The sequence below is a fragment of the Acinetobacter sp. HR7 genome (genome assembly GCF_000773685.1).
GTDB classification, from domain to species: domain Bacteria; phylum Pseudomonadota; class Gammaproteobacteria; order Pseudomonadales; family Moraxellaceae; genus Acinetobacter; species Acinetobacter thermotolerans.
The window spans coordinates 1-25774 of the sequence record NZ_JPQO01000147.1 but is presented as its reverse complement, the minus strand read 5'-3'; the positions used below and the strand labels follow the sequence as shown (position 1 = coordinate 25774).

Below are 25774 nucleotides of genomic sequence, written 5' to 3'. Positions count from 1 at the left end.
TGTGTAGATACCTATGCTTTTACAAAGAGGGGCTAGGGGAGATTCATAAAAAAGCGATTCAATCGAGTCGCTTTTTTGATTTATTCAGGCGTATACCAGGTATTAAGTAAATCCAGCATTGCAGACACTTTATCAAAACATTCCTGATATTCCGCATCACAATCCGAAGAAATAGTAATACCACCACCAGCCCATAAAGACACATTATCTTGGTATTTCTGAAGTGAACGAATCAGAATATTCCAGGAACCTGTTCCATCAAAATTAAAATAACCGAGTGAACCGCAATAGGCTCCGCGTGGTGCACCTTCTAGTTCTTCAATAATCTGCATGGCACGAATTTTTGGCGCACCTGTAATTGAACCACCGGGTAGAGCTGACATCAGCATATCAAATGGATTGATATCAGCTTTTAACTTGGCCTCAACTTCACTGACCATATGGTGAACCTGGTTAAAGCTTTCAATGTTGAACAGCTTTGGTGTTTTAACTGAGCCTGTTTCTGCATAAACACTCAGGTCATTCCTTAATAGATCCACGATCATGACATTTTCAGCCTGATCCTTTTTAGAGTTGATTAAGGTCTGCTTAGACTGTTCATCCAAGATTGGATCGGCATAGCGCGGCATGGTGCCTTTGATCGGCTTGGTAATGATTTTTCGCTGAGGTTGAAATTCAATAAATAGCTCGGGTGAACAGCTTATAAGTTCAAATTCACCTACACGTAAGTAACCTGCATAAGGGGCATCGGTCAGCTGCCAGAATTTGTCTGCTGTAGCCAAAAGCGAGCCTTGAGCTTGTGCTGTGAATTCTTGGGTGAGGTTAATCTGATAACAGTCACCGGCTTTAATATATTCCTGAACCTTATCAAATGCCTGTTGATAAGCAGATTTATCCCAGCGTGCTATACATGGAGATAGTAGACTGAATTCAGTTTTATATCGATATTGATTAATTAGCATCTGAATATTTTGGAAAATTTCTTTAGCATTTGGATCTGAGCTTTTAAATAGCCATCCCTCTTGGTTATATTCCAGATAAGTAGAAAACTGGCCGATAAACAATGCCGGCTGCTGACGTTGTTTATTTTTTATATGTTGCTGTGCTGCATAATCATAAGAAACAAAACCTACGTATCCACCATTGAATTTCTCTGAATTGTTTTGACCAGCAGACTGAAAGTTGAGGCTTAGTTCACTATTAATTTTTACGTATTCATCAAAGGTATTTTGTTGATAAGACTGTATATTTCCATTTTGAATCAACACATATTGATCAGCATTAAAAGCAATAAAAGGTTTTCCTTGGTTTTCTAAAAAGACGACATGATCTAATGAGTGTAATGCTGCCAAAATATCATGTGCTTTAACATTGAGAGTGCTAAGGAGAGTTTGGTATGTTGTGCTGTGCATTCTGTTTGAAAAATGAGTGGATTGTCTCGATTTTATCTTAATTCCATAGAAAAATGAGAGGAAACTTGTGTTTACCGTTTGTCGGCGAAACATAAAAAATGACCAACAGCAGTTGATCAAAAATTAACATAAAGCTAACTTAGTCATGCGAGCAAATCACTCAAGGATTAATTGTTTGTAGTGTCATAAAAGTAAAAATACACAACAGGCAGAGAGTGATTAAAAACCAAAAAAAATAATACTCTTGGGAGAGTACGAATGAAAAAACTTACTAAATTAGCTTTAGCTACTTCAGTGGCTTTTAGTGCAAATGCGATGGCGATGCAAGCAATGGATGATGCATCTCTAAGTGCAACAACAGGTCAAGACGGTTTAAGTATCGGTATTGGTATCTCTAGAGTCGAAATTGGAAAAGTATTCATCCATGATAATGATGGTTTGGCAGATGCTGCTTTAGGTGGTACTGGTGAGGCTGGTGCGATCTATATTAAAGCGAATGGTTCAGGTCAAACAGCAGCTCACGGTGTGGTGATTGGCGCAAACTATGACAATAATGGTGATTATCTACTTGCTTCTCGTAACTTGGCTGACTTAACAATTGATTCTGATGCTGGTGATGGTAACCCATTCATTAATATTGCAGCTGAAGTTTCTGGCTTGGATATCAATATCGGTGAAATCGGTGTTGTGGCATCAGCTGTACAAGGCGTAGATAATACTGCTGACGGTGGAGAAGATAATACAGATACACTTCGCCGTGGAGGTAAAGGGGTTGAAAACGCTATTTTAACAGGTCTTTCTGTAAAAACCGGTCCAATGTCTGCTAACATTCAATTGGGTGCAGCACCTCAAGGCGCAATGATTAAATTGAATGCTACTATGATTGGTGGTTTAACCATTGAAAATCTAGGTATCGTTGATAATTCAACTAAACAAGGTACTGGTGATGGTACAACAGGTAACCGTGCTGCAGGTGTGTTACACTTAGATAAAATTCAAGTGGCGGATGCTGGTCAACTTGATTTAGCATTGAATCAATCAATTAGTATTTTTGGAACAGATGCGGCAAATACTACCTATCCAGATGGTTATATTCGCATTGTGAGTACAAGTGGTGCACATGATAACTATGTGACAGGCGTACGTATTGGTAGTGATAGTGCAGCATCAATTGGCGACGTTGAAATTCAAAATATGCAAACCTATTATGGCGCTCCAGCTGCATTAGGTGGAACTGGTTATCAGCAAGGTGCTATTATTACTATTGCAGGTCACTAATTTACCTTCAAAAAAAGCGCGTATTTATACGCGCTTTTTTTATGTCTACTGCGTTCATCTTAAACATAAAAAAAAGCTGTTATTTTTTGAAAAAAAAGGTATCTTGAAGGTTACAAGGAAGTAGAGTGAAAACTCTATGATAATAACTGACATGCATGGCAATTAATGCCGATAAAAAGAAAAAGTCAAAATTATGTTAGAGATTGCATTGGGCTCGGCATTGATGTATTACGCTGCCAAAGAAGCCTTTGATTTAAAGCAACAGCCTCCAGGAACCATCAAGTACGCTGAAGTCCTCGATTCGCGTAATGATTCTTTTGTTCGTATGCATCAAGAGGCCGTTCAGGTTCGCCCAGCCATTGAAAATCAATTTAGAGGTATTGTCCGTCAAGCTTATGATTACAGCTGTGGTTCAGCAGCACTGACGACACTGCTCAACGGTTATGTAGGCACTCAGCTAAATGAGCAACAGATTATGAATGGTCTGATGAAATATGGCGAAACAGAAAAAATTGTAGAACGCCGTAGCTTCTCATTGTTAGATATGAAACGCTTTGTTGCTGCACTGGGGCTAGAGAGTGGCGGTTACCGCGGCGAATTTAATGACCTGATTAAACAGGGACAACCAGCGATTGTGCCAATTTCCTATGCGGGTTTTAAACACTTTGTTGTTTATAAAGGTTATAAAAATGGTCGAGTCTATGTGGCAGATCCGGCTATTGGTAATATCAGTTTTGACGAACAACGCTTTAAGGATGTTTGGGAGAATAACACACTATTTTTAATTAATGTGCCTGAACAATATCGTAAAGACTTTTTAGCAATTCAAGATCAAGACTTACGTCATGTAGAAGATTCAGTTATTAATCGTTATGCATTAGCAGATATTCAATACCCTCAGTTTTATATGGATAAAATTGCTGATAAGGCATCAACCATCAGCAAAAATCGTAATCGCAATTCAGAATCGGAAAATTTTGGAAAATTTGAGCATAACTTTCTTAGACTTTATTACAAAAACAAATAATGCGGACATTATGGAATTAAAAAATAATACGGTGGAATGGATATGAAAAGTCAATGGATGAATAAGACACTACTGGTACTCAGTGTTCAGATGGCGATGGGGGTAGCTTATGCAAATGATGACGTTGCATTGGGGGAATACGAAGCCGTAGAGGAAACGACTGAATCTGTTGAGGTAGAGCCTGAATTAGGTGGTTATGAAACAGTTCAGGAAGTAGAGGAGCAAAATGCAACGCCAGAACCAGTACAACCAACTACAGCAAGCCAGGCATTGCAAAAACAAGAAGGTGATGCAACCCAAGAAACCAACCTTGAGGAAGTGTTTACTTCAAGTGAACGTCAGTATTCGCTGATCAAGCAAGGTGAAATCTCATCTTATTACGATCTTGATTATACCTATTATCGTGACACGCAACTTGATCTGGAAATGGCTCAAGGTCAGCTCTATCAACTGCGTGTACAAGAAAATGCCTCGCATACCATTACCAATACATTTACCTTGCAGTACGGTTTAAAAGATAACCTGACTTTAACTGCATCTATTCCGATGGTTGCAAAAACGGATCTGCTGAAAGATACCTCAACAGCAGGATTAGGTGATATTAGCCTAGGGGCGCGGTGGGAGCCATTCCCGTTGAAAGCTGGCCGTTTACCACTGATTTTATTTGGTAACTTGTCGACTAAGACAGGCGATAGCCCTTATGAAATCAATGCGGCGACAGATTTGGCGACAGGTAAAGGTTATTATTCTGCAGGGATCGGTGCGAGTACCCGTAAATATATTGATCCGGTGGTACTGTTCGCTTCAGTCTCTGCAAATTATGGCTTTAAAGAGACAGACTTAAATCAGAAAAGAGGATTACGTAATATCACGGAGTTTGATCCTGGTATTAGTGGTGGTTTTGCATTTGGTTTTGCCTATTCGTTTAACTATGACGTTTCTATGACTATGTCATATCAGCAGAGCTTCAACACTGGCGCCGAATTTACTTATCATACAGGAGAAAGTTACTCTGCTGCAGATCAAACAAGCTCGACTTTTTCTATTTCATTAGGTGTACGTACTTCACCTGACACCATTGTGAATGGAACACTTGGCTTTGGTCTGACTGAAGATGCACCAGATGTATCACTCGGTCTATCTTTCCCACTTGATATCTTAGGCTTCGGCAAAAAAATCCGCTAATAGGGGTGTCGCATGAAATACATTCGACTTAACCCGCTATTGGCAGGCATTATGCTGGCGGGGTGTTCATCGGTTTCGTTTGCTCAGTTAGGGACAAACCTTTCTGTAGATTTACGTTCGTTGGCTATGGGGAATGCAGTTACCGCAGACCCACCTGGAGTGAACTCGATTCACTTTAATCCGGCAGGTTTGACGAAAATTGATGGTTTGCAAACTGAACAGCAAATTGTGGTGGCAAACTTTGATATTCAACGTGAGTTCTCTGTACCTGCGGGCTATAACGTCTTTGGTTATTCAGATGATCCATTGGTTTGTAATGATGGGCCTGAAGTATCATCTGATTTGTGCACCGACTTTAAAGATAAAGTGACGGGTGACGTTGAATATGCGAGTCTGTATGTTCCCTTCTTGAAAAAGATGGTTGATTTAGGTGAAGGCTTACCTTTAGTTGCACCAACCATGGGGATCGCTTATAACCCACCGGGTTCAAAAGCCACTTATGCAACTGCTGTTTATGCACCTTTAGTTGCAGGTTTTGGTCATGAAAATGGTAATCCTGCGAATTTTATGGGGCAACAAGTTGCTTTAGAGCGTATCACTTATTTATCGCCATCGATTGGTTATGAGGTGAGTGATCAGCTGTCTATTGGTGCATCCATCGGAATGTCCTACCAAGCCATTGCAATGAAAACGGATCTACGTTTTCCGAATGAGCTGATTGGCATGCTGCGAATGATCGATGAGGTCGTTTGTACACCATTTAAAGAAAACTCAGACATCATTACTGACATTTTACTTTTGGGAATCTGTAATGCCGAAGAAGGCATGAACCCCTTTGGTAAATTTGGTCAGATGCAATTGGCCGTCGAACAAAACCTAAGCCCAAGTTATAACCTGGGGGTGCTTTGGGAGCCAACAGAAGATTTTAGCTTTGGCCTAGTCTATCAAAGTGCAGCCAAAATGCGCTTGAAAGGTAAATACCATATCGATAATGCCAAAGCGCCACAAGAAATGATCAAAGGATTGATGACATCTCCAACAGGGCAGATTCTGGCAGCGATTCTTGGATTCCCTACCTATATTCCATCCAGTGAATCTGGTTTAGTATCAATGGATTTTGAATATCCAGAGCATATTCAGGCTGGCATTAAATACAAAATTATGCCTGATCTGCAAATTAATGTTGATGTGGGCTGGACCAATTATGCGGCGTGGGATCAGTTTAAATTTGAGTTCGACCGGCAAATTTCAGCGCTTAAAATTGCAAAATTATTGTCTGCAAATGTGACTGATACTTCATTAGCGCTTCCTTTAGGCTTTGAGTCACCATGGAACTTTGGTGTGGGACTTGAATATTCAGCGACAGACCGATTAAAGCTGCGTATGGGTTATGAGCCACGTACATCTGCAATTCCAGATGACAAGCGAAATACCATGGTGCCAATTAACGGTGCACAACTTTTTGGTATGGGGGTAGGCTATCGCTTTGATGCAGATACAGAACTTGATTTATCCATTGGTTTCTTGCGCAGTAAGGATAATATCCCGGCAAATACCAGTAGCTTGGCAAACCAAACCGGGGTCAATAATTTATTACTTAACCCATATGCAGGCTTAAATGTCAAAACGGATACCAAGATTACGATTTTAGGTTTGAACTACCGCACACGTTGGTAAAGGAATATATGATTAGAAAGGATGTATGGTTAAAGACAGTATTGGTGCTAGGTTTAGTGCCAATCTCTGTTTCTGTGTCAGCAAAAGAGTTCATCACCATTATTGGACCGGATGGTCGGCCGATGGTTGTGCCTCGTCCAACAGGTACTAAAGATAAAAAAGCAAAAGCTGTTGTATCTCAACAATCAACAGTGAATCAACAAGAAAGCCATCAAGCTCTATCTGTTCCGAAAGTTCAACCTAAAACATCTGCGATTTTGGGTGACACAGCTGCACAGAAAATAAATACTGTTGTACAACCAGTACAACCAGTACAACCAGTACAACCAGTACAACCAGTACAACCAGTACAACCAGTAATTACTCAAAAATCAACAGCAGAAGTTCAAGAGCAACAATCTCAGCCACGTTCTGGCATTAGTCAAGTGGATGGGGTGGAATATATTGATAGTGAATATTTGGAAGCAAAAGAATTCAATTTAGAAGGAAAAAAACGTTTTTATACGATGCCAGAAGGGATAGTAGATAAAAACCTCGGCAGCGTTCGCTTTCAAAACGTAGAACGTGAAAAAGGGGTAGGGCAGTCAACCTTGAAGGCTTTATTCCAAAAGTCAACTCAACAAGATGTTCCGATCATATTGGCACAAACTTATTATCGGGTTTCGGGCGATGAAACGATAGAAAGTTTGGGGCAACGTTGCTTTAGTGGTAAAAAGCTTAAAAAATCAAAAAAACTTGCATTAAAAAAAGAAGTCAGCTTATGGCCTCGAGCACCCATCACTAAAGATGAATTTGACTATGAAGTTGTGGCAGTCGATGCAGGAATTAAAAATATTCAGCTAAAATCTTTTGCATCTAGCCAAAATAAACCTGTGTTTTATTGGCCGTTTACGGTATTTCTAGACCATAAAGGCTGTGTTTTAGAGGGTGCAGGGGGATTTAAAAATCAAGATGGACAAGGCAATTATTTCCAATATGAGTCCATTGAGGGCATCTTACAGATTCCTGAACAAACAGCATATGTACTTCTTACACCGCTCGCTTCTGCAATTGATGTGGAAGATAAAATGTTGAGTAATCAAGGACAACTAAAATTAACCGCAATTCGATAAAAGGATTATTCGAGTAAATCATCATGAATATAAAAAAAATCTTTCCATTTGCTTTAACAGCATTGGTCACAGCATTGACAGCTTGTGGTGGTGGCGGGAGTGCCAACGTTAAATCTGAAAATGATGAACCTGCAACAACGAATGGAAGTTGTAGTGGTACAGGGTGTATTGAGTGGGGTTTAGAATATCCCCTAGATGGGTTAAATTTTAATTGTAGTAGTGATACGAAAAATAATTTTATTACTCAATTTAACCGTAACGATGGCGTTGCAACAGGCCGTTGTAAAGAAACCGATGAAATTGAATTTTATATTGCCAGTGAACTTGATACGCGAATCAATATTGGAAAAATTAAACTTAGCGATTTTATTCAAGTTTCTGGAGTCGAGTCGAGCTTCCCACGTTTAAGCTTATTGGATATTAGCGCAGGTCGACCAAATGCCAGTAACTTAAATCCAAGTGATCCAAATGTCAAAAAAGCAATTAATACAATTAAAGTGTTGCAAACTTTGGCATTAGAAGAAGAACGAATTACTGATCCGACAGATATTCAGCCTTTATTTATCACCGATAAGATACGTACTCGATTAAATAAAATCACAAAATCAGTAAATGTATCTGATGCAGATTTTGAATCACAAATTAAACCTGTGATTGATATTACTAAAATTAAAGACGAAGATGCATTTAAGACAGTGAGCAAACTTGCGATTATTGCTAACGCTGCAGTGTATCAACCTGAATTTTCATTGTTTTCTACAGATGGTTTATTAAGTCAGCTTAGTGGTTCAAATGGACTGGTAGGTTGTGATAAAGCAAGCTGTAGTGCTTCTGATAAAACCGCACGTCATGTATTTGGTCATTTCATGCTGATTACAGATCGTCAGGGGTATACCTTTGGCTCAGGTGTTCAATGGCGTGATAAAGACCTGATTGTTGCAGGCAGTAATTTAACTTCCTTAGGCGGTATTAATGCTGAAATGATTCGTAAGGTGAAGCCAGTAGGGATGACTGCGCTGCCACAAACAACTTGGTTAGATACGGTGGCTGATAAGATTACATCCCCATACCAGTTTAATGTGGGGCAAGGTCAAGATAAGCTAGAAATTACCCAAGGTACTTTACTCAGTGACTATGTGATTGCCGGCAATGAAAACTTTTATAAATTAGTCGTGAAAGGAAAGGTAGATAACACACCATTGACTGCTGTTGAACTAGAAAAGCTGGGTAAGTGGAGAATGTCTGCAGATAATCTAAACTACAATGGTTCTATAGATTTATATAAGATTTTCCCAATTAGCTATTTGGATGGTGAAGTCTTTAAAACAGCGAATAATGTGGCGAAAGGTGAAAAATATATCTTCCCGATTTATGGTGAACTTGAGTTTAAATTTACAGATACAAGCCATAGCCCGGTAAAAGTTGGTATCGTTATTGATAGTAATGGTGATGTACGTACCAACCGTCAATCAGAAACCACACTGGCGATGGATCAGCAAAATGGCTGTCAAGGTGATGTATTAAAAGCTGATACATCAAGTAATGTGCTGCAAGATGACAATGGTATTACCCAATATCGTTTAGGGACTTTGGGGCGTGCATTCGCTAAAGATAAAAACTTATCGATTCGCATGATTTTAGGTCATGAAAACTTCGGCGATATTAATGGTGCTTTGATTGGGGTAGATTCGCGCATTCAAACTTCAACCAATGCCAATGACAGTATTGTGATAGGTGGCGCATTAATCAATGTCTCAAACTTATTGAATTCAAACGCTGGACAAAAAGGTCGTATTACCTTTACCAACTCAGCTGGACAAGCTGTTGGTTGGGCAAATACTTTGGCGAGTTTCCAAAATATTTATAACACAGCAAATAAAGAATCAACTTCTGTGACAGATGCAGATAAAGCGTTAGCTAAACTCAGTGGCGGTACAGTGAGCCTGAATCTTGCAGATTGTTATACCGTGAAACAAAAATAATCTAATCATAGTAAAAAGCCCATCTTCTGATGGGCTTTTTTTATTTAAGAACTATATAAATTTTTGTGAAGCTATTACATAAACCCTTCAAGTGGCAACCAAGAGAGGAATGTCACCAGTGCTTTATTATACCACTTCATTTTCGGTTCTTTTTCCAAGGTGTGAATTTCGCCATTGGCCTGTTTGATTTTCCAGTTAATCTTATCATTAGCATCTAAAACTAGTTTATAAGCGTATTTGCTTAAGTTCTGATCCATGGTCTGGTGTACTTTGTGAGCTAAGGAAGGGCTATTGAGCAATACCCCAATTTCAGTATTAAGATAGGCAGAACGTGGATCCAAGTTAAAAGAGCCAATAAACACCTGTTTTTCATCCAATGCCATGAGTTTAGCGTGCAGACTAGAACGACTTAAGCCCTTTAAGCTGACTTTCGCTTTGTCAGCAATTTCATAGGTATTCGAGTTTAGATTCGCAGCTTCAGGGGCAGCAAGAAACTCATAGAGCTGCACATTATTCTTCAGAAGATCCTTGCGATATTTGCTATAGAAGGCATGAACAACAGGTACATCATTGGCTTGATAGGAGTTAGTGAGAACCCGAACTTTGACATTTTCTTGGGCCAGTTTTTTTAGGCGTTCAGCACCTTCTTTTTCTGGTACAAAATAGGCAGAGACAATATCTACACTCTGCTCAGGTTTTTCTAAATGCTGTACAAGCTGAAAATTTAAATGATCTTCTTTTTTGGATTTAGACCGGATCTTGCTTGGGTGATCTTTGACCACTTCAGCTTCGACCCAATCGAGCTGGATATTTTGCTCCAACCATTTATCAAAGGCTTTAGAACGATTCGCTAAATCCAGGTAATTGGTCACACGTGGATCCTGTTGATGCTTTTCCAATTGCTGTTTTAGGCTTTCGTAGCGCAGGGTATGCTGGTGATGATTAACGATGTCCCGTACTGGATAGGCATAATCATCGTTCCAGTATTCATCAAAGGAATGGATAATTTCATCAGAGGCAGCACCGACCAGCATCACATCGACATCTGAGAACTGGTAAGCATCACTGACATTGTAATACTGGTTGCTCATATTACGTCCACCGATCAGAGATATCTGGTTGTCGGCAATAAAGCTCTTGTTGTGCATACGGCGGTTGATGCGTTTCAGATCCAAAACCATATCCATGGCACGATGCTTACGGAAACGGTAGGGGTTATAAAGCCGTACATCAATGTTCTGGTGCTGATCTAGTGCTAGATAGATACCTTCCATTTTCTTGGCATTGTTGTCATCAATCAGGATACGTACTTTGACGCCACGGTCTGCAGCTTGAATGATGCTATATAGCGCCATAGCACCAATCCGGTCATTGTCCCAGATGTAATATTGCAAGTCTAAAGTCTTTTCAGCTTTATTAATCAGCTGCATGCGGGCAGCGAGTGCTTCTAGTGGGTCATAGAGAACATGGTAACCGGTGAGACCAATATTTTGGTCCCGTAAAGGCTGTACGATTTTCGACAAACTAGTTTGGGATGTATCTGTCTCAAAGGCCATATGCGATGCAACTTCGCCGCGATGTGGCAAAGTACTACAGGCAGGAATTCCCAAAACAAGGCTGCAACTCAATAAAACAGCACTTTTATATTGAATGTTACGCTTGGAATTGACCATGGGCAGGTCGGCCTTGGAACGGGGAGCAATCGCCATAGGTGTCTAAGAGTGATAAATTAGGTTTGAGTATAATGGTCAGCTGTGAAAAGATAAATACGATGCAGAGTATGTACTGAAGAACGGGAAAAGGCAAAAATTATGGGGAATATTGATTCCGTGACCTTTTATTTTTATATTGGCATGGCCATTTTAGCGCTGTGGGGAATCTCACACGCTTGGATCAGTCAATCCCATACACAGACCATTCATCCTTTCAAAGCCTTTACCCATTTATTAGCTTATTATCTATCTTACTTGCTGATTCCTTTATTTTTCTTCAGTATTTATGCTGGTTTTAACGGCTATTATTCCATTCACGAGGCAATATTTATTTGTCTGCTCAGTGGAGTACTGTGTTATGCACGATTTATTGAGCCGCATCTGATTCAAGTCAAAACCACACGTTACCAGATTAATCCCGATAAAAAATTTGACAAGCCGGTGCGTATTGCACTGATTGCAGATTTACATATTGGTTTATTTTCCGGTCATGAACGCCAGCTGAAAGAGATTGTTGAAAAGCTGAACCAGCAGAAACCTGACTTGGTAGTTGTGGCAGGGGACTGGACTTATGAACCAGAAGACAAGCTGACTGAAGAACTTGCTGTGCTCAAAGAAATTCAGGCGCCGATATATTCAGTCAATGGCAATCATGATGAACAGTATCCTGGACCTCCTATTCAGGAATTGCTGCATCATGCTTTAGAAGTCAATCAGGTGATCGATATTGAAGGACAGATTGTTGAGTTCGATGAATTTCGTCTGCTTGGGATTGGGGATCTATGGGCTGGTAAGGCGGATATGCGTTTCTTGCCTGAACTGCCGCAGGACAAGCCTTGGGTGATTCTGTCGCATAACCCGGATACGGTGGATATGGTGCCACAATTACCTACACGGCCCTTGATGTTGTCTGGACATACACATGGTGGGCAGGTGGAACTGCCATGGCTTACCGATTATGTGATGAAACGTGTATCGATCTTGGGTCATAAAAAAGGTTTGTACCGTCATGCACATGCTGATGTGTTTGTGACGGTGGGTACAGGACTGGTGGGTGTACCTTTCCGTTTCCGAGTGCCACCAACGATTGATATTATCGAGCTAGTCTAAGAATGATTTCTTTCTAGTCCAAAATCCAGATTAAGAGCAGGATAAAAATAACAATGCCGGCAGCAATCCAGATTAAATGCGGTGTTTTCGGTGCAGATTCCGGTTCCGCCACTTTTTCCTGCAATTCTGCTGTAGCGGGTGGTAATGGGGAAGCAGGGCTGTCACTCAGCTGATCATTCTGACGGGGAATAGAGATGGCAATGGAATCAGTCAGATTCCCAGTCTCAACCTGTTGTTCTGGAAGATCATCACTAAAGCGTGGACCAGAGGTTTGTTGCTGCAAGGCTGCATCATGTTCCATCAGAATCGCAGCGATTACATCTCGTGCTTGCTGTTCGGTGAGTGAGCTGTTTTTGACAATATAAACGAGTGCTTCATTCTTTTTATCCTCTTCCAGTAAGACCACGATATGAACCAGCTGTTCCTCGTTGAGGTGCTCGATAGGATCCCGCATGTCTTATCCTTATAGTCGTGAATCTTATTCTTATTGTTTATGAATCTTGTCCAAAGAAATAGCAGATTTTTGTACATTAAATGACAGGCATAAAAAAGCCAGCGGATTACGCTGGCTTTTAGACTATGCTAGGTAACCATTAAATCTGGTTATTCACATCATCATTTTTGGTTTCACGAATCAGCAGGAAGGCTAATAGTGACAAAATTGATGCTGCAGTCAGGTAGTATCCTACTGCATACAGGCCATAACCTGTTGCCAGTTTAGTTGCGATCAATGGTGCGAAAGATGCACCGAAAATACCAGCCAGGTTGAAGGTCAATGCTGAACCAGTATAACGTACTGAAGTCGGGAAGATTTCAGACAGTACAGTACCGATTGGACCATAAGTTAAGCCCATAATCGCAAGACCGATACACAGGAACAGGAATACGACCACAGTGCTGCCAGACTCCAGCATATCTGCAAAGAACAGACCGAATATCGCTGAGATAATACATACACCGATTGAAGTAGTTTTACGGCCAAATTTTTCAGCAAATACAGCAGATAATGGAATAAATGCAGCGAAACATAGAGTCGCAATCAGTTGCAGTTCAAGGAATTCTGCACGGCTATAACCCAGTTTAGTTGTACCCCAGTTCAATGCGAATACTGTAGTCAGGTAGAACACCACGAAAGTACAAATTGCCGCAATGGTACCTAAAACCAGCATGCCTGAATGCTTTTTAAATACCTGTACAAATGGCACATTCACTTCTTTCTGTTTGCTTAGAACTTTCTGGAATGCAGGAGTTTCATGCAGTTTCAAACGAATCCATAAGCCCATGATGACCAGTAAAGAACTACAAATGAACGGAATACGCCAGCCCCATTGCATGAATTGTGCTTCAGACATGAATGCACCCAAAGTCAGGAACGAACCAGTGGCCAGAATGAAGCCTAGCGGAGCACCCAGTTGTGGGAACATACCGTACCATGCGCGTTTACCGTCTGGCGCATTTTCAGTTGCCAGCAATACGGCACCTGACCATTCACCACCCAAACCAAGACCTTGACCTAGACGGCACAGTGCCAGCAATAATGGCGCAACGATACCAATCTGTTGATAAGTTGGCAGCAGACCAATCGCAACTGTAGAGAGACCCATGGTTAGCAAGGCTGCAACCAGGGTGGCTTTACGCCCGATTCTGTCGCCGAGGTGGCCGAACAGGGCTGCACCAATTGGACGTGCGATAAATGCAATCGCGAAGGTTGCCAGAGACTGAATGGTCGCTGTCGTTGGATCCGTACTTGCAGGGAAGAACAAGTGTGGAAAAATAATCACAGCAGCAGTGGCATAGATATAGAAATCGAAGAACTCGATTGTTGTACCCACTAAACTTGCTGTTAAAACGCGAAATTTTGAATTTTGTGCTGGTAGAGCAGCAGTATTTGACGACGCCATGAAGGACCTTACACTTACTAAAAATAAAAAAACTTAGTTTTAAAAGCGTAATCTTTTTAAAAAAGGCGTAATTTCTTAAAAAAACAACTGCAATCTTCTTGATTCTGCGCGCTCAGGGTCACTGAAATGGAGAATAAGAGGATTAAATCACGTAAAGATAGATAGACAGAAAATGTGATCCTGCGCCTATCAATACAAAAATATGCCAGATAGCGTGCGTATATCTTACTCTTTTTAGGGCGTAAAACAATGCACCCACAGTATACGCCAGCCCGCCAATTACGAGAAAGGTCAAAGATTGAACGGATAAGTATTTCTGCATATCGTCCATGACTAACAGTGCCAGCCAGCCCATAATCAGGTAAGCAGCCAGTGAAAGTTTCTGGAAACGATGAATGAAAATGAACTTGAAGAGTGTTCCAAGGATGGCAATCACCCATAACGCGATCAGCAAATACTGCGCTTTAGGGGTGGGGATCGCAATCGCTAAAAAAGGCGTGTAGGTTCCCGCAATCAAATAATAAATTGCGGTGTGATCCAGCTTTTTATAGAAATAACGACGATCGGCTGTAGTGGCCATGTGATACAGCATGGATGCAGAAAACAGCGCGATCATACTGAGTGCATAGACCCACAGGCCAAACCATTGTCCGGCACTTAAATAGGCTCCTTTGATTACCAGCAGAATACCAGCAATCACGGCCAATGCGGCACCGATCCCGTGACTCATATAGTTGATGCGCTCTTCGGTTGCATCATAATCTTGGAGTAGTGGTGCGTTTGACATAGTTATCGTTCTTCTTAAATATACAAATGTATAATAATTCAATTTTGCTTTTAGGGTAAGAACATTTACACTTTATAGGCAATTCATTTTAGGTTTCTTTTATGTCCACTTTGGCGTCTCTCTCGGTGCAAGAACAGCAATTTCTGGAAACTTTTCAGCAAGCCATTGAAAGTGATCAATTTGATCGACTGATTTTAAGTCAGTATAAAGGTGAACTTGAAAATCTGGAAAAAATGACCTTGCGAGTCATTTCATTAAATGACCAGAAAGTATTAAGTTGCCTATACCGCTACAAAACCCAGGATGTCACCAAGAACTATTCTTTAAGTGAAGCCATAGATAAAGTGAATGAATTGCTGGCATGTTGCAAGCAAGCCAATCTGATCACCACATCTGAAGAATTGCAGCTAAAAAAGAACAAGAAGAAAGTTATGCTCACTCGTAGCAAGAGCAAGCCAGTGCTCAAGGACAAAACTGAACAGGGGCATGACCGGGTCAAACAGCGTTATGTCGATCAAGACGCCTTGTTCCTCAAATTGCTCGGGATTACCGATCAGCAGAGCCAGATCATTCCCAGCATGGCGCGTAAGTGGAAACAAATTAACAAGTTCGTAGAAATTTTTTCTAATGCTTTGAGTCAAATCAAAGAACCCAAAGAAGGATTGCGCGTTGTCGATTTTGGTTCAGGAAAAGGTTATCTGACCTGTGCCTTGTATGACTATATGCAAAAGCATGGACAGACGCCGTGGGTGACCGGGGTGGAACTGAATCCGAAAATGGTTGAGTTCTGCCAGAATGTTGCGAATCAATCTGAATTTAACCAGCTGGACTTTTTCCAGGGCGATGTACGCACTTATGAACCGGAACGCCTGGATGTGATGATTGCTTTGCATGCCTGTGATGTGGCGACCGATTTTGCCATTCATACCGGAATTCGCCTCAATGCGCAGATCATCATGTGCGCGCCATGCTGTCATAAGGAATTGCGTCCGCAACTGAAAGCACCAACAGTGCTAAGCCCAATGCTGCAGTTTGGTATTCATGCCGGCCAGCAGGCAGAAATGTTGACCGATACTATCCGTGCTTTGTTGCTAAAAGCCTATGGCTATGAAACCAAAATATTTGAATTTGTGGCACTGGAACATACCAGCAAGAACAAAATGATTCTTGCGGTAAAACGTAAAGACTATAAGGAACCTGATCAGGAAGTGCTGGCCCAGATCCAGGCATTAAAAGATATGTATGGTATTCAGAAACACTCGCTGGAATTATTGTTGAATAATCAATGGGATCAGCAGGGGATTGGCTGTAAATGCTAAGTTCATCTGAGTTGCGAATTGTTTCAGGTAGTTGGACTGATCTAGCTGTTGATGCCAAGCCGATTCGTGAAGCCGTGTTTATTCAGGAACAGCAGATTGCGTTGGAAGATGAATGGGATGCTGAAGACTCAGTATCGATCCATTTTGTGGCTTATCTGCAGGATCAACCCGTCGCGACCGCCCGACTGTTAAGAAATAACAGTATTGGCCGGGTAGCAGTGCTGAAATCGGCTCGTGGCCATAAAGTCGGACAACGTCTGATGCAGTTTGTGATGGATACAGCTCGTACCGAAGGTCGTCAGTTTGTGAAACTGTCATCACAAGTTCATGCGATTGGTTTTTATCAGGCGCTGGGCTTTCAGCTTCAGGGTAAGGAATATTTGGATTGTGGTATTCCGCATATTGATATGTATTTACAGTTTTAAAATCTAGCTATAAAAAAGCGAGGTCTAAGCCTCGCTTTTTTGTTTTTTAATGCGATGTCTTAATGTGAAGAATGACCGTGGGCTGCGTTTGATTCAACATGGGTATTATCCATATGAGCATGTTCTTCTTCAGTCATGTCCATTTCAGCTGCAGTCGGTTCAGATGCAGGTTGATTAGATTGCTGCAGGGCAGCTTGCTGTTTTTTCTTAGCCTGCTGGCTTGGCATATAGTCCGGCTCATTGCTGACCGCTAACCAGAAAATAAACATGAATAAGCCACCAATCACGCAGAAAATGATCAGTGCTTTCCAACCCCAAGGCGATTTCTCTGGCGTATTTTGATGAGACATGGATCTGAACCTAACATGAAATAAATTTATGTTACTTTATAACATAAATTTGCTAAAAAGCAGATCAGAATTCAGCCGAAAATATGTTTGATTTTTAGTGGAATATAAAAAAGAGGAGCATCAAACTCCTCTTTATCTCACATGTTCTAGATCAGAAAGTTTCAGCCGCTGCGACTTTCTTTTTTAATAATTCTGGTGCCTTAAAGCGTTCACCATATTTCTTTTCCAGTACATTGGCACGTGCCAGTGCTTTTGCCAGTCCGTACTGGTTCAGATACTGGATCGCACCACCCGTCCAGGCCGGGAATCCAATCCCAAAGATGGAACCAATATTCCCTTCTACAGCAGATTGCAACACGTCTTCTTCCAAACAACGTACTGTATCCAGTGCCTGCACAAACAAGAAACGTTCAATCATTTCCTGTTCAGAAATCTCAGTGTTTTTATTCCAGTGACTCAAGCCCGACCAAAGCTGCTTTTTACCATTTTCAGGATAGTCATAGAAACCAGCACCGGCTGCTTTCCCTTTGCGGTTAAACTGGTGAATCATGGTTTGAATCACGTCATCAGCAGGGGATGCCGGTCGTTCTTTGCCTTCGGCTTGTAAAGCCTTACGGGTTTCATGGGTAATATGCGCAGTCAACGTTAAAGAGACTTCATCCTGGATCGCCAGTGGCCCAACCGGCATACCGGCTTTTAAGGCTGCCATTTCAATGCGTGCTGGATGAACACCTTCGGCGAGCAGGTGCAAACCTTCCTGAATAAAAGTGCCAAATACGCGGCTGGTAAAGAAACCACGGCTGTCATTCACCACAATTGGCAGCTTGCCAATCTGCTGCACGAAGTCAAATGCTTTAGCTAAGGTGTCGTTCGAAGTGTTTTTCCCTTTAATGATTTCCACCAGCTGCATTTTATCGACCGGGCTAAAGAAGTGCAGGCCGATAAATTTAGCTTGATCCTGACTTGCCTGTGCCAGTTGGCTAATTGGCAGGGTTGAGGTATTGGATGCCATGACGCCGTCGGTAGCTAAATACTGTTCGGCTTCTTGAGTCACCTGAGCTTTCAATTGCTGATTTTCAAATACCGCTTCAATGATCAGGTCACAGCCTTGCAGATCGGCTGCTTCTGTCGTGGTTTGTATCAGGCCTAAAATCTGGTCACGCTGTTCAGCCGTCATACGACCTTGACTGACTTTTTTATCTAGCAGTTTTTGGCTATAGGCCTTGCCTTTTTCGGCAGCTTCAATTGAAACATCTTTAAGGATGACCTGAATGCCTTTGCCGGCAGTGACATAGGCAATCCCGGCACCCATCATGCCTGCCCCCAAAATTCCCACTTTTTTAGCCTGCCATTTAGTGACATCCTTTGGACGATGAGCACCAGATTTGATGCTATTCATGCCATGCCAGAAAGTGCCAATCATGTTTTTAGATACTTGACCGGTCGCCAGATAGGTGAAATAACGGGATTCAATACGGAGTGCGGTATCCACATCGACCTGTGCACCTTCGACCGCAGCTGACATAATCGCTTCTGGTGCTGGATAACAGCCTTTGGTTTTGTCGCGCAGTATGGCAGGAGCGATGGTCAGCATTTGCGCGATAGCAGGTGAAGAAGGCGAACCACCCGGAATTTTGTAGCCTTTAATATCGAAAGGTTGCTGAGACTTAGGATTCGTTTTAATCCATGTAATTGCTTTGTCTAAAAGCTCATCCAGATTCTCGGCCGTATCATGAATCAGGCCTAAAGTTTTGGCTTTCTCTACACTGAATTTCTTGCCTTCCATCAAAAGTGGAAAGGCATTTTGTAGTCCTAACAGTCGTACGGTACGTACAATCCCACCACCCCCTGGTAACAAGCCTAACGTGACTTCTGGCAGGCCAAATTTAGTTTTAGGGTCATTCAGGGCAATACGATGATGTGCACATAAGGCAATTTCCCAGCCACCACCGAGTGCAGTGCCATTCAAGGTTGCCACTACGGGAATACCGCGGGTTTCGATATAGCGCAGCTGGTCTTTCATATTCTCAATCATATTGAAGAATTCGGTGGCATGTTCTGGCGTGGCTTGAATCAGCTCATCCAGATCACCGCCGGCGAAAAAAGTCTTTTTGGCTGAACGGAAGATAATCCCGCTGACATTATCATCAGCTTTTAATTTATTAACCGCTTCTGTCAGTGCTGCACGGAAGTCGGCATTCATGGTATTGGCTGACTGGTTTGGAGAGTCAAAGGTCAGAAGAACAATATTGTCTTCAGTTTTTTGATATTGAATAGCGCTCATGGTTCTCTCCTTAAACCAGTTCAATAATGGTGGCGATGCCCATGCCGCCACCGACACATAAAGTTGCCAGACCGCGTTTCTTGCCCTGGCGTTCCAGCTCATCCAGCAAAGTACCGAGAATCATGGCACCAGTTGCCCCCAGTGGATGACCCATTGCAATCGCACCACCATTCACATTAACTTTAGCCGGGTCAACCTTCATTTCATTGATAAAGCGCATCACCACAGCCGCAAAAGCTTCATTGACTTCAAACAGGTCAATATCATCAATCGTTAAGCCAGCTTTAGCCAGCGCTTTACGTGCAGCAGGTGCAGGGCCAGTCAGCATAATCGTTGGATCAGCACCGACTAGCGCAGTCGCTAGTACCTTGGCACGCGGTTTCAGGTTCTGTTCTTTCACCGCCTGTTCTGAGGCCAGTAGGACCAGTGCAGCACCATCAACAATGCCGGATGAGTTGCCGGCGTGATGCACGTGATTCACTGCACCGACTTCCGGGTATTTCTGTAGGGCGATGGCATCAAAGCCCATCTGTCCCATGGTGGCGAAACTTGGATTCAGTTTGTTGAGAGTTTCAAGCGTGGTATTCGGTTTAATGAATTCGTCTTTATCCAAAATTACCACACCGGCTTTATCTTTGACCGGCACAATTGATTTATCAAAATGACCATTGGCCTGAGCTGCTGCGGCTTTTTTCTGAGACTGTTCGGCGAAGGCATCGACATCGGAACGCGTATAACCATCAATGGTCGCGATCAGGTCGGCACCAATGCCTTGTGGAATAAAATCACAAGCCATGTTGGTTTCCGGGTCGAGTGCCCAAGGGCCGCCATCGGAGCCCATCGGTACACGGGACATGGATTCCACACCACCTGCAACCACTAGATCTTCCCAACCAGAGCGAACTTTTTGTGCTGCCATATTCACCGCTTCTAGACCGGAAGCACAGAAACGGTTGATTTGTACACCAGCGACATCATTGTCCCAGCCGGCTGCAATAGCTGCTGTTTTGGCAATATCAGCACCTTGGTCACCAATTGGTGTGACACAACCAAGGACGATATCATCTACTTTGGATGTATCTAAAGAATGACGGTCTTTCAGTTCATTGAGTAAAGTGGTAACTAAAGTAATCGGTTTGACTTCATATAAGGATCCATCCTTTTTCCCCTTGCCGCGTGGCGTGCGAATGGCATCGATGATGTAGGCCTCGCTCATAGCATTTCCCTTTTTATTGATGGAATATGATTTATTCTGATGATTTGAGTGTAATGATTCTTGAGGTGAGCGCAATGACGAGAACGGATCAGGTCATTTGAGCATTCTGGTCAATTAAAAGAGATGGTTTAAAGAAATGTTCAAATAAAAAAAACGCCCAAGTCTGGAGCTTGGGCAATATTTGAATTTAGCACTCGTGTGAAGGCTAAATATGAAGATGCTGTGGCTTAATGGTAACCATGCAACTGACGATAAAGACCTGGAGTAACCCCGGTCCATTTCTTGAAAGCACGGTGGAAGGTACTGGTTTCACTGAAACCCACTTGTTGTGCGACATCTTCCAGCGTCAGATCTGGATTCAATAATAGGTGAATTGCAGCATCTCGGCGTAGCGCATCTTTCACACCCTGATAGCTTTTACCTTCCGCAGCCAGACGGCGACGCAAAGTTTGTGGCGATAGATACAGCATGGATGCTACATCATTCAGGGTCGGCATTTCTTCTCCGATCTGGCTCTTCAGCACTTCACGAATACGAGAAGTCAGCGAGTTGGTATTCTTGAATTTTACCAACAGCTGTGCTGGTGCAGCTTTCAGGAATTCTTCCAGGGTTTCTTCATTCTGGCGGATTGGCAGGTCTAAATAGTCCGCTGCAAATGTGATTTCAGTCCGTGGCATATCAAACTGCATCACCGGTGCAAAGAACAGCGCATCATATTCATCGGCATGATCTGGACGTGGATAGTTAAAATGTACACGTTCTAATGGCAGGCGGCGTTCAATCAGCCATGAGGCCAAGCCATGCCAGATCATCAACATACTTTCAGTAATGAAGTGATCCGGGTCCATGTCTTTCGGAATTTGCGGCACCAGACGTGCTTCATGTTTGTCACGTTCCAAGGTCACAGCCCAGTCATCACCGAACAGCTTGTAGAACTGAGAGGACAGCTCCAGCGCATCACCCAGAGTTTTGGCATGAATAATCAGCTGACACATAATGGCAAATGTGCCGAGACGGCGCGGCTGTTTGTCAAAGCCGACATGCTCATCTTGAGTTACCATCCAGAGCATCTTGATAAAACGGGTATATTGTTCTGGCGAGATACGTGCCTTTGGCTGATGCAGAAGCTCAGCTTCAATACCCACATGAGACAAAAGTGTATCGACATCCATACCCAGACGCTTCACGCCGTAGAGTGCTGCGTTGACGAAATGGATACTGATCGTATCACGACTCATGTTTAAACCTTCAGTCTCTTTGATGTTCACTAATGCTTGACCTAATTGACACAAAATAATAAATCAATGGCAATTTACAAAATCTGACTTGCCATTTGTTACATATTAAATTGCCGAAATGATCAAGGTAAATGGCTGAACATGACATTGTTTTTATGCATTTGTGTTTCTAAGATGAATAAAAAACCACCATAAATAGAGTAAATATTCTAATGTCTTATGCTCTGAAAGGATTGAAAGTTCTGGATTTTTCTACACTTTTGCCTGGTCCTTTTGCCACCATGTATTTGGCAGATCTCGGTGCGGAAGTTGTGCATATTGAATCACCGACACGACCGGATTTGTTGCGTTTAGTGCCACCGTATGCACACGGACAGGCCACTGCACATAATTATTTGAATCGTAATAAACAATCTGTGGCATTAGATTTGAAAGACCGAAACAGCCTTGAATTAATCAAAGCCAAAATCTCGGACTATGACATTGTGGTGGAACAGTTCCGTCCCGGGGTGATGCAACGTCTAGGATTGGATTATTCCACGCTAGCAGAAATCAATCCACGACTCATCTACTGTTCAATTACTGGCTACGGACAATACGGTACTTATAAAGATAAAGCTGGACATGACATCAATTATCTGGCGTTGTCAGGCATTGCTGGACATAGTGGTCGGGTGCAGGGCGGGCCACCGCCGTTTGGCATTCAGGTGGCGGATGTCGCCGGTGGTTCTATGCATGCTATCATTGCCATTTTGGCAGCCGTGATCGAACGGCAACGTAGCGGCATGGGACAATATATTGATATTTCCATGACCGATTGCGCGGTAACTCTAAACAATATGGCCGCAGCAGCCAGTTTGGCGGGTGGTGTGCATGCACAGCCAGAGTCGGGTCATCTAAATGGTGGAACCTTTTATGACTATTACCATACCCAAGATGGTCGCTATCTTTCTGTAGGCAGTTTAGAGCCACAATTTATGCAGGGTCTGGCACAAGCATTGGAGCTACCGATCCTGCTAGAAAAAGGTATGTCTATGGATGCACAGGATCGGGCAGAAGTTAAAGCGGCGATCCAGCAGAAAATTGGCAGTAAGACTTTAGCTGAGTGGCAGACTATATTTTCCAGCTTGGATGTCTGTGTCGAACCCGTGTTGCAACTGGACGAAGCTTTACATTCACAGCTAGCCCAAGAACGCGGTTGGGTAGTGAAGGTACCAGTGAAGTCAGGAGAGCAGGAGACCGAACCTCAGCTGGCCTGTCCCATCAAGTTTTCACGTTCCAGTTCACGTTATGAATTTATTGGACAAGCACTAGGTGAAACTAAAGACTGGTAAGAAAAGCCTTCTTTTATATGTTTATTTATCAAGCAGTAGCAAAAAGTCTTTATATGAAAATAAATGCTAAAGAAGTGAAAAATTAATTATTATTGCTGGAATAATGGTTTTGTTGCGCAAAGCCTTTATATCACTGAAATTCCTATAGGCTTATCAATAAAACCGCTATAAAATATGTATAAAAAGCATTTTATTGATAGATTCAATCTCGTTATTCTTGCGGTCGATATAATAGAAACTACTAGCTGTACGCCATGTATTTATATACTGATTTCGATCAGCAACTGATTAATGAACGTGTTGCACAGTTCCGTGACCAGACGGAACGTTACCTAGCGGGCAAACTCACTGAAGATGAATACCGTCCGCTCCGTCTTCAAAATGGTTTATATGTCCAACGTTATGCACCAATGTTGCGTATCGCGGTGCCTTATGGACTAATGAATTCTAAACAGCTTCGTAAAGTGGCGGAGTTGGCAAAAGAATATGACCGTGGCTATGCACACGTTTCAACCCGTCAGAATATCCAGTTCAACTGGCCTGCATTGGAAAATGTACCAGACATGCTGCAAGAGCTGGCATCAGTACAAATGCATGCGATCCAGACTTCAGGTAACTGTATCCGTAACACTACAACTGACCAGTATGCCGGTGTGGTTGCAGGTGAAATTGCAGATCCTCGCCCGACTTGTGAATTGATCCGTCAGTGGTCAACTTTCCACCCTGAATTTGCTTTCCTGCCACGTAAGTTCAAGATTGCAGTTTCTGCACTTGAAGAAGTGGATCGTGCTGCGACTTCATTCCACGATATCGGTGTGTATATCGTGAAAAATGCAGCAGGTGAGATCGGTTACAAGATCAAAGTCGGTGGTGGTCTGGGCCGTACCCCAATCATCGGTTCAGTAATCCGTGAATGGTTGCCTCGTGAAGACCTGATTGCTTATCTTGAAGCGGTACTGCGTGTTTATAACCTGCATGGTCGTCGTGACAACAAATATAAAGCGCGTATCAAGATTTTGGTAAAAGCATTAACACCAGAAGTATTTGCAGAGAAAGTTGAAGCTGAATTTGCGCATACGATTAAAACACTGAAAATCGATGCTGAAACCCTGAAGAAAATGGATGAGAACTTCACACCATTTGATTATCAGGATTATGCAGATGAAGACTTCACTGAGCTCTTTGCGCAGTATTCAAAATTCAAGCAATGGTTCAACATCAATACCAATGCACATAAAGTGAAAGGTTACCGCATCGTAACGATTTCTTTGAAACGTGCGGGTGTAGCACCTGGTGATGTAACAACTGAAGAGATGAACCTGATTGCAGATCTTGCAGACAAGTACACCTTCGGTGAACTGCGTACTACACATGAGCAAAACATTGCGCTTGTTGATGTACCACAAAAAGACCTATTCGAATTGTGGCAGACTCTGGATCAGCATAACCTGGCACGTGCACATATCGGTTTCTTGACGGATATTATCTGCTGCCCAGGCGGTGACTTCTGTTCATTGGCAAATGCGAAATCGATTCCAATTTCTGAAGCGATTTCACGCCGTTTTGATGATCTGGATACCATTTATAACCTTGGCAAAATCGACCTGAACATTTCAGGCTGTATGAATGCGTGTGGTCATCACCATGTCGGTAATATCGGTATCTTGGGTGTGGATAAAAAAGGTGCTGAGTTCTACCAAATCACATTAGGTGGTAATGCGGATCATGATGCATCGATTGGTGATATTCTTGGCCCATCATTTGCTGCTGAAGTGGTTCCAGATATTATCGAAGAAATCCTGAATACTTATCTTGACCTGCGTCAGGAAGGTGAAGAGTTCATCGATACTTACCGCCGTGTTGGCATTCAACCATTCAAGGAGCGTGCATATGCTTAATACCGCACTACAAGTGCTCTCTAAAGATGGCACGATTGCACACAATACTTACCAGCTGATTGGTGAAGACGGCGTATTGCCACAAGGTGATGTGGTTCTGACTGTTGATCAACTGGATCAGTTGCCAAACATCACTGGTAAAAAAGCATTGTACTTGACTGTTGATGCTTCACCTGAAACCAATGAATTTCCGCTGGATCAACTGGATGCGATTTTCATCGAGTTTGCTGGTTTTAATGATGGCCGTGGCTATTCATTTGCCGCATTACTGCGCCGTCAAGGTTTCCAGGGTGAACTGCGTGCGACTGGTGACGTGTTCAAAGATGTACTGAACTACATGAAACGTTCCGGCTTTGATACATTTGTGATTAAAGAAGGCAAAGACATTCAGGAAGCAGCAGCGGGGCTGAATGACTTTACTCGTCCTTATCAAGCATCGACTGCCGTGCCTCAAGCGAATTACCAAACTGGGGCTTAAGCAGCCTTGAGTAAAAAAGCCTCCATCGGGATAATGCCAGTCAGTTAAG

Annotated in this window: 21 protein-coding genes; 12 read left to right on the top strand and 9 right to left on the bottom strand. The window is 42.5% G+C overall.

What is annotated here, in order from left to right:
- Positions 1-80 precede the first annotated feature (80 nt).
- On the bottom strand, positions 81-1412 hold the full coding sequence (locus GW12_RS06750; RefSeq protein WP_034585264.1) for an anthranilate synthase component I family protein: 1332 nt from the start codon (positions 1410-1412) through the stop codon (positions 81-83).
- 258 nt (positions 1413-1670) lie between these two features.
- Here GW12_RS06750 and GW12_RS06745 point away from each other — a divergent pair, with 258 nt between their 5' ends.
- The 6 genes from GW12_RS06745 (at position 1671) to GW12_RS06720 (ending at position 9673) form a co-directional block, all read left to right on the top strand.
- Positions 1671-2690, top strand: a complete 1020-nt coding sequence (locus tag GW12_RS06745; protein ID WP_034585261.1) for a DUF6160 family protein — start codon at positions 1671-1673, stop codon at positions 2688-2690.
- 193 nt (positions 2691-2883) lie between these two features.
- Positions 2884-3717 carry a C39 family peptidase gene (locus GW12_RS06740; protein ID WP_034585260.1) on the top strand — a complete coding sequence of 278 codons (834 nt, stop codon included), beginning with the start codon at positions 2884-2886 and terminating at the stop codon, positions 3715-3717.
- A 36-nt stretch (positions 3718-3753) separates the two neighbouring features.
- Entirely contained in the window at positions 3754-4902 is a 1149-nt protein-coding gene (locus GW12_RS06735; protein ID WP_034585258.1) for a hypothetical protein, read from the top strand.
- Positions 4903-4914: 12 nt separating this feature from the next.
- Complete coding sequence (locus GW12_RS06730) at positions 4915-6579, top strand: OmpP1/FadL family transporter (RefSeq protein ID WP_034585256.1); 1665 nt, start codon at positions 4915-4917, stop codon at positions 6577-6579.
- An 8-nt stretch (positions 6580-6587) separates the two neighbouring features.
- Positions 6588-7691: a putative pilus assembly protein FilE gene (filE, locus tag GW12_RS06725; RefSeq protein WP_034585254.1), complete on the top strand. Its 1104-nt coding sequence runs from the start codon at positions 6588-6590 to the stop codon at positions 7689-7691.
- Positions 7692-7714: 23 nt separating this feature from the next.
- Positions 7715-9673, top strand: a complete 1959-nt coding sequence (locus GW12_RS06720) for a hypothetical protein (protein ID WP_034585252.1) — start codon at positions 7715-7717, stop codon at positions 9671-9673.
- A gap of 74 nt (positions 9674-9747) precedes the next feature.
- Here GW12_RS06720 and GW12_RS06715 read toward each other — a convergent pair whose 3' ends face one another.
- Positions 9748-11382, bottom strand: coding sequence for a phospholipase D family protein (locus tag GW12_RS06715; RefSeq protein ID WP_171077675.1), 1635 nt, complete (start codon positions 11380-11382; stop codon positions 9748-9750).
- 102 nt (positions 11383-11484) lie between these two features.
- On the opposite strand from GW12_RS06715, the gene GW12_RS06710 reads away from it, so the two are divergent.
- Positions 11485-12495 carry a metallophosphoesterase gene (locus GW12_RS06710; RefSeq protein WP_034585250.1) on the top strand — a complete coding sequence of 337 codons (1011 nt, stop codon included), beginning with the start codon at positions 11485-11487 and terminating at the stop codon, positions 12493-12495.
- Positions 12496-12508: 13 nt separating this feature from the next.
- On the opposite strand, the gene GW12_RS06705 is transcribed toward GW12_RS06710, so the two are convergent.
- The 3 genes from GW12_RS06705 to GW12_RS06695 all read right to left on the bottom strand — a co-directional run bounded on the left by GW12_RS06705 (position 12509) and on the right by GW12_RS06695 (position 15183).
- Complete coding sequence (locus tag GW12_RS06705; RefSeq protein ID WP_034585249.1) at positions 12509-12949, bottom strand: hypothetical protein; 441 nt, start codon at positions 12947-12949, stop codon at positions 12509-12511.
- A 139-nt stretch (positions 12950-13088) separates the two neighbouring features.
- Positions 13089-14396 carry an MFS transporter gene (locus tag GW12_RS06700; RefSeq protein WP_034585245.1) on the bottom strand — a complete coding sequence of 436 codons (1308 nt, stop codon included), beginning with the start codon at positions 14394-14396 and terminating at the stop codon, positions 13089-13091.
- Between the two features lie 142 nt (positions 14397-14538).
- The gene (locus GW12_RS06695) at positions 14539-15183 is read right to left on the bottom strand and encodes a hemolysin III family protein (protein WP_034585243.1); all 645 of its coding nucleotides are present in this window, start codon (positions 15181-15183) and stop codon (positions 14539-14541) included.
- A 101-nt stretch (positions 15184-15284) separates the two neighbouring features.
- On the opposite strand from GW12_RS06695, the gene GW12_RS06690 reads away from it, so the two are divergent.
- On the top strand, positions 15285-16502 hold the full coding sequence (locus tag GW12_RS06690) for an SAM-dependent methyltransferase (protein WP_034585241.1): 1218 nt from the start codon (positions 15285-15287) through the stop codon (positions 16500-16502).
- Positions 16496-16927, top strand: a complete 432-nt coding sequence (locus GW12_RS06685; protein ID WP_034585239.1) for a GNAT family N-acetyltransferase — start codon at positions 16496-16498, stop codon at positions 16925-16927. The genes GW12_RS06690 and GW12_RS06685 overlap by 7 nt, the downstream gene beginning before the upstream one ends.
- Positions 16928-16986: 59 nt before the next feature.
- Here the strand turns inward: GW12_RS06685 and GW12_RS06680 are convergent, their stop codons facing one another.
- From GW12_RS06680 to GW12_RS06665, 4 genes are all read right to left on the bottom strand, one after another.
- A complete protein-coding gene (locus GW12_RS06680; protein ID WP_034585237.1) occupies positions 16987-17277 on the bottom strand; it encodes an MFS transporter in 291 nt (96 codons plus the stop codon).
- 151 nt (positions 17278-17428) lie between these two features.
- The gene (locus tag GW12_RS06675) at positions 17429-19561 is read right to left on the bottom strand and encodes a 3-hydroxyacyl-CoA dehydrogenase NAD-binding domain-containing protein (protein WP_034585235.1); all 2133 of its coding nucleotides are present in this window, start codon (positions 19559-19561) and stop codon (positions 17429-17431) included.
- Positions 19562-19571: 10 nt separating this feature from the next.
- Positions 19572-20777, bottom strand: coding sequence for an acetyl-CoA C-acetyltransferase (locus GW12_RS06670; protein ID WP_034585233.1), 1206 nt, complete (start codon positions 20775-20777; stop codon positions 19572-19574).
- A gap of 227 nt (positions 20778-21004) precedes the next feature.
- Positions 21005-22015, bottom strand: coding sequence for an AraC family transcriptional regulator (locus GW12_RS06665; RefSeq protein ID WP_034585268.1), 1011 nt, complete (start codon positions 22013-22015; stop codon positions 21005-21007).
- A 212-nt stretch (positions 22016-22227) separates the two neighbouring features.
- Here GW12_RS06665 and GW12_RS06660 point away from each other — a divergent pair, with 212 nt between their 5' ends.
- The 3 genes from GW12_RS06660 to GW12_RS06650 all read left to right on the top strand — a co-directional run bounded on the left by GW12_RS06660 (position 22228) and on the right by GW12_RS06650 (position 25725).
- Complete coding sequence (locus GW12_RS06660) at positions 22228-23349, top strand: CaiB/BaiF CoA-transferase family protein (protein WP_034585230.1); 1122 nt, start codon at positions 22228-22230, stop codon at positions 23347-23349.
- 254 nt (positions 23350-23603) lie between these two features.
- On the top strand, positions 23604-25247 hold the full coding sequence (locus tag GW12_RS06655; protein ID WP_034585227.1) for a nitrite/sulfite reductase: 1644 nt from the start codon (positions 23604-23606) through the stop codon (positions 25245-25247).
- Complete coding sequence (locus tag GW12_RS06650) at positions 25240-25725, top strand: DUF934 domain-containing protein (RefSeq protein ID WP_034585224.1); 486 nt, start codon at positions 25240-25242, stop codon at positions 25723-25725. Before GW12_RS06655 ends, GW12_RS06650 begins: the two co-directional genes overlap by 8 nt.
- Positions 25726-25774: the final 49 nt, after the last annotated feature.

Coding starts and splice junctions, on each gene's coding strand:
- GW12_RS06690 (WP_034585241.1), top strand. CDS start 15,285: ATGTCCACTTTGGCGTCTCTCTCGGTGCAAGAACAGCAATTTCTGGAA.
- filE (WP_034585254.1), top strand. CDS start 6,588: ATGATTAGAAAGGATGTATGGTTAAAGACAGTATTGGTGCTAGGTTTA.
- GW12_RS06720 (WP_034585252.1), top strand. CDS start 7,715: ATGAATATAAAAAAAATCTTTCCATTTGCTTTAACAGCATTGGTCACA.
- GW12_RS06685 (WP_034585239.1), top strand. CDS start 16,496: ATGCTAAGTTCATCTGAGTTGCGAATTGTTTCAGGTAGTTGGACTGAT.
- GW12_RS06705 (WP_034585249.1), bottom strand. CDS start 12,949: ATGCGGGATCCTATCGAGCACCTCAACGAGGAACAGCTGGTTCATATC.
- GW12_RS06710 (WP_034585250.1), top strand. CDS start 11,485: ATGGGGAATATTGATTCCGTGACCTTTTATTTTTATATTGGCATGGCC.
- GW12_RS06715 (WP_171077675.1), bottom strand. CDS start 11,382: ATGGCGATTGCTCCCCGTTCCAAGGCCGACCTGCCCATGGTCAATTCC.
- GW12_RS06665 (WP_034585268.1), bottom strand. CDS start 22,015: ATGAGTCGTGATACGATCAGTATCCATTTCGTCAACGCAGCACTCTAC.
- GW12_RS06730 (WP_034585256.1), top strand. CDS start 4,915: ATGAAATACATTCGACTTAACCCGCTATTGGCAGGCATTATGCTGGCG.
- GW12_RS06735 (WP_034585258.1), top strand. CDS start 3,754: ATGGATATGAAAAGTCAATGGATGAATAAGACACTACTGGTACTCAGT.
- GW12_RS06660 (WP_034585230.1), top strand. CDS start 22,228: ATGTCTTATGCTCTGAAAGGATTGAAAGTTCTGGATTTTTCTACACTT.
- GW12_RS06680 (WP_034585237.1), bottom strand. CDS start 17,277: ATGTCTCATCAAAATACGCCAGAGAAATCGCCTTGGGGTTGGAAAGCA.
- GW12_RS06700 (WP_034585245.1), bottom strand. CDS start 14,396: ATGGCGTCGTCAAATACTGCTGCTCTACCAGCACAAAATTCAAAATTT.
- GW12_RS06695 (WP_034585243.1), bottom strand. CDS start 15,183: ATGTCAAACGCACCACTACTCCAAGATTATGATGCAACCGAAGAGCGC.
- GW12_RS06740 (WP_034585260.1), top strand. CDS start 2,884: ATGTTAGAGATTGCATTGGGCTCGGCATTGATGTATTACGCTGCCAAA.
- GW12_RS06655 (WP_034585227.1), top strand. CDS start 23,604: ATGTATTTATATACTGATTTCGATCAGCAACTGATTAATGAACGTGTT.
- GW12_RS06650 (WP_034585224.1), top strand. CDS start 25,240: ATGCTTAATACCGCACTACAAGTGCTCTCTAAAGATGGCACGATTGCA.
- GW12_RS06670 (WP_034585233.1), bottom strand. CDS start 20,777: ATGAGCGAGGCCTACATCATCGATGCCATTCGCACGCCACGCGGCAAG.
- GW12_RS06675 (WP_034585235.1), bottom strand. CDS start 19,561: ATGAGCGCTATTCAATATCAAAAAACTGAAGACAATATTGTTCTTCTG.
- GW12_RS06750 (WP_034585264.1), bottom strand. CDS start 1,412: ATGCACAGCACAACATACCAAACTCTCCTTAGCACTCTCAATGTTAAA.
- GW12_RS06745 (WP_034585261.1), top strand. CDS start 1,671: ATGAAAAAACTTACTAAATTAGCTTTAGCTACTTCAGTGGCTTTTAGT.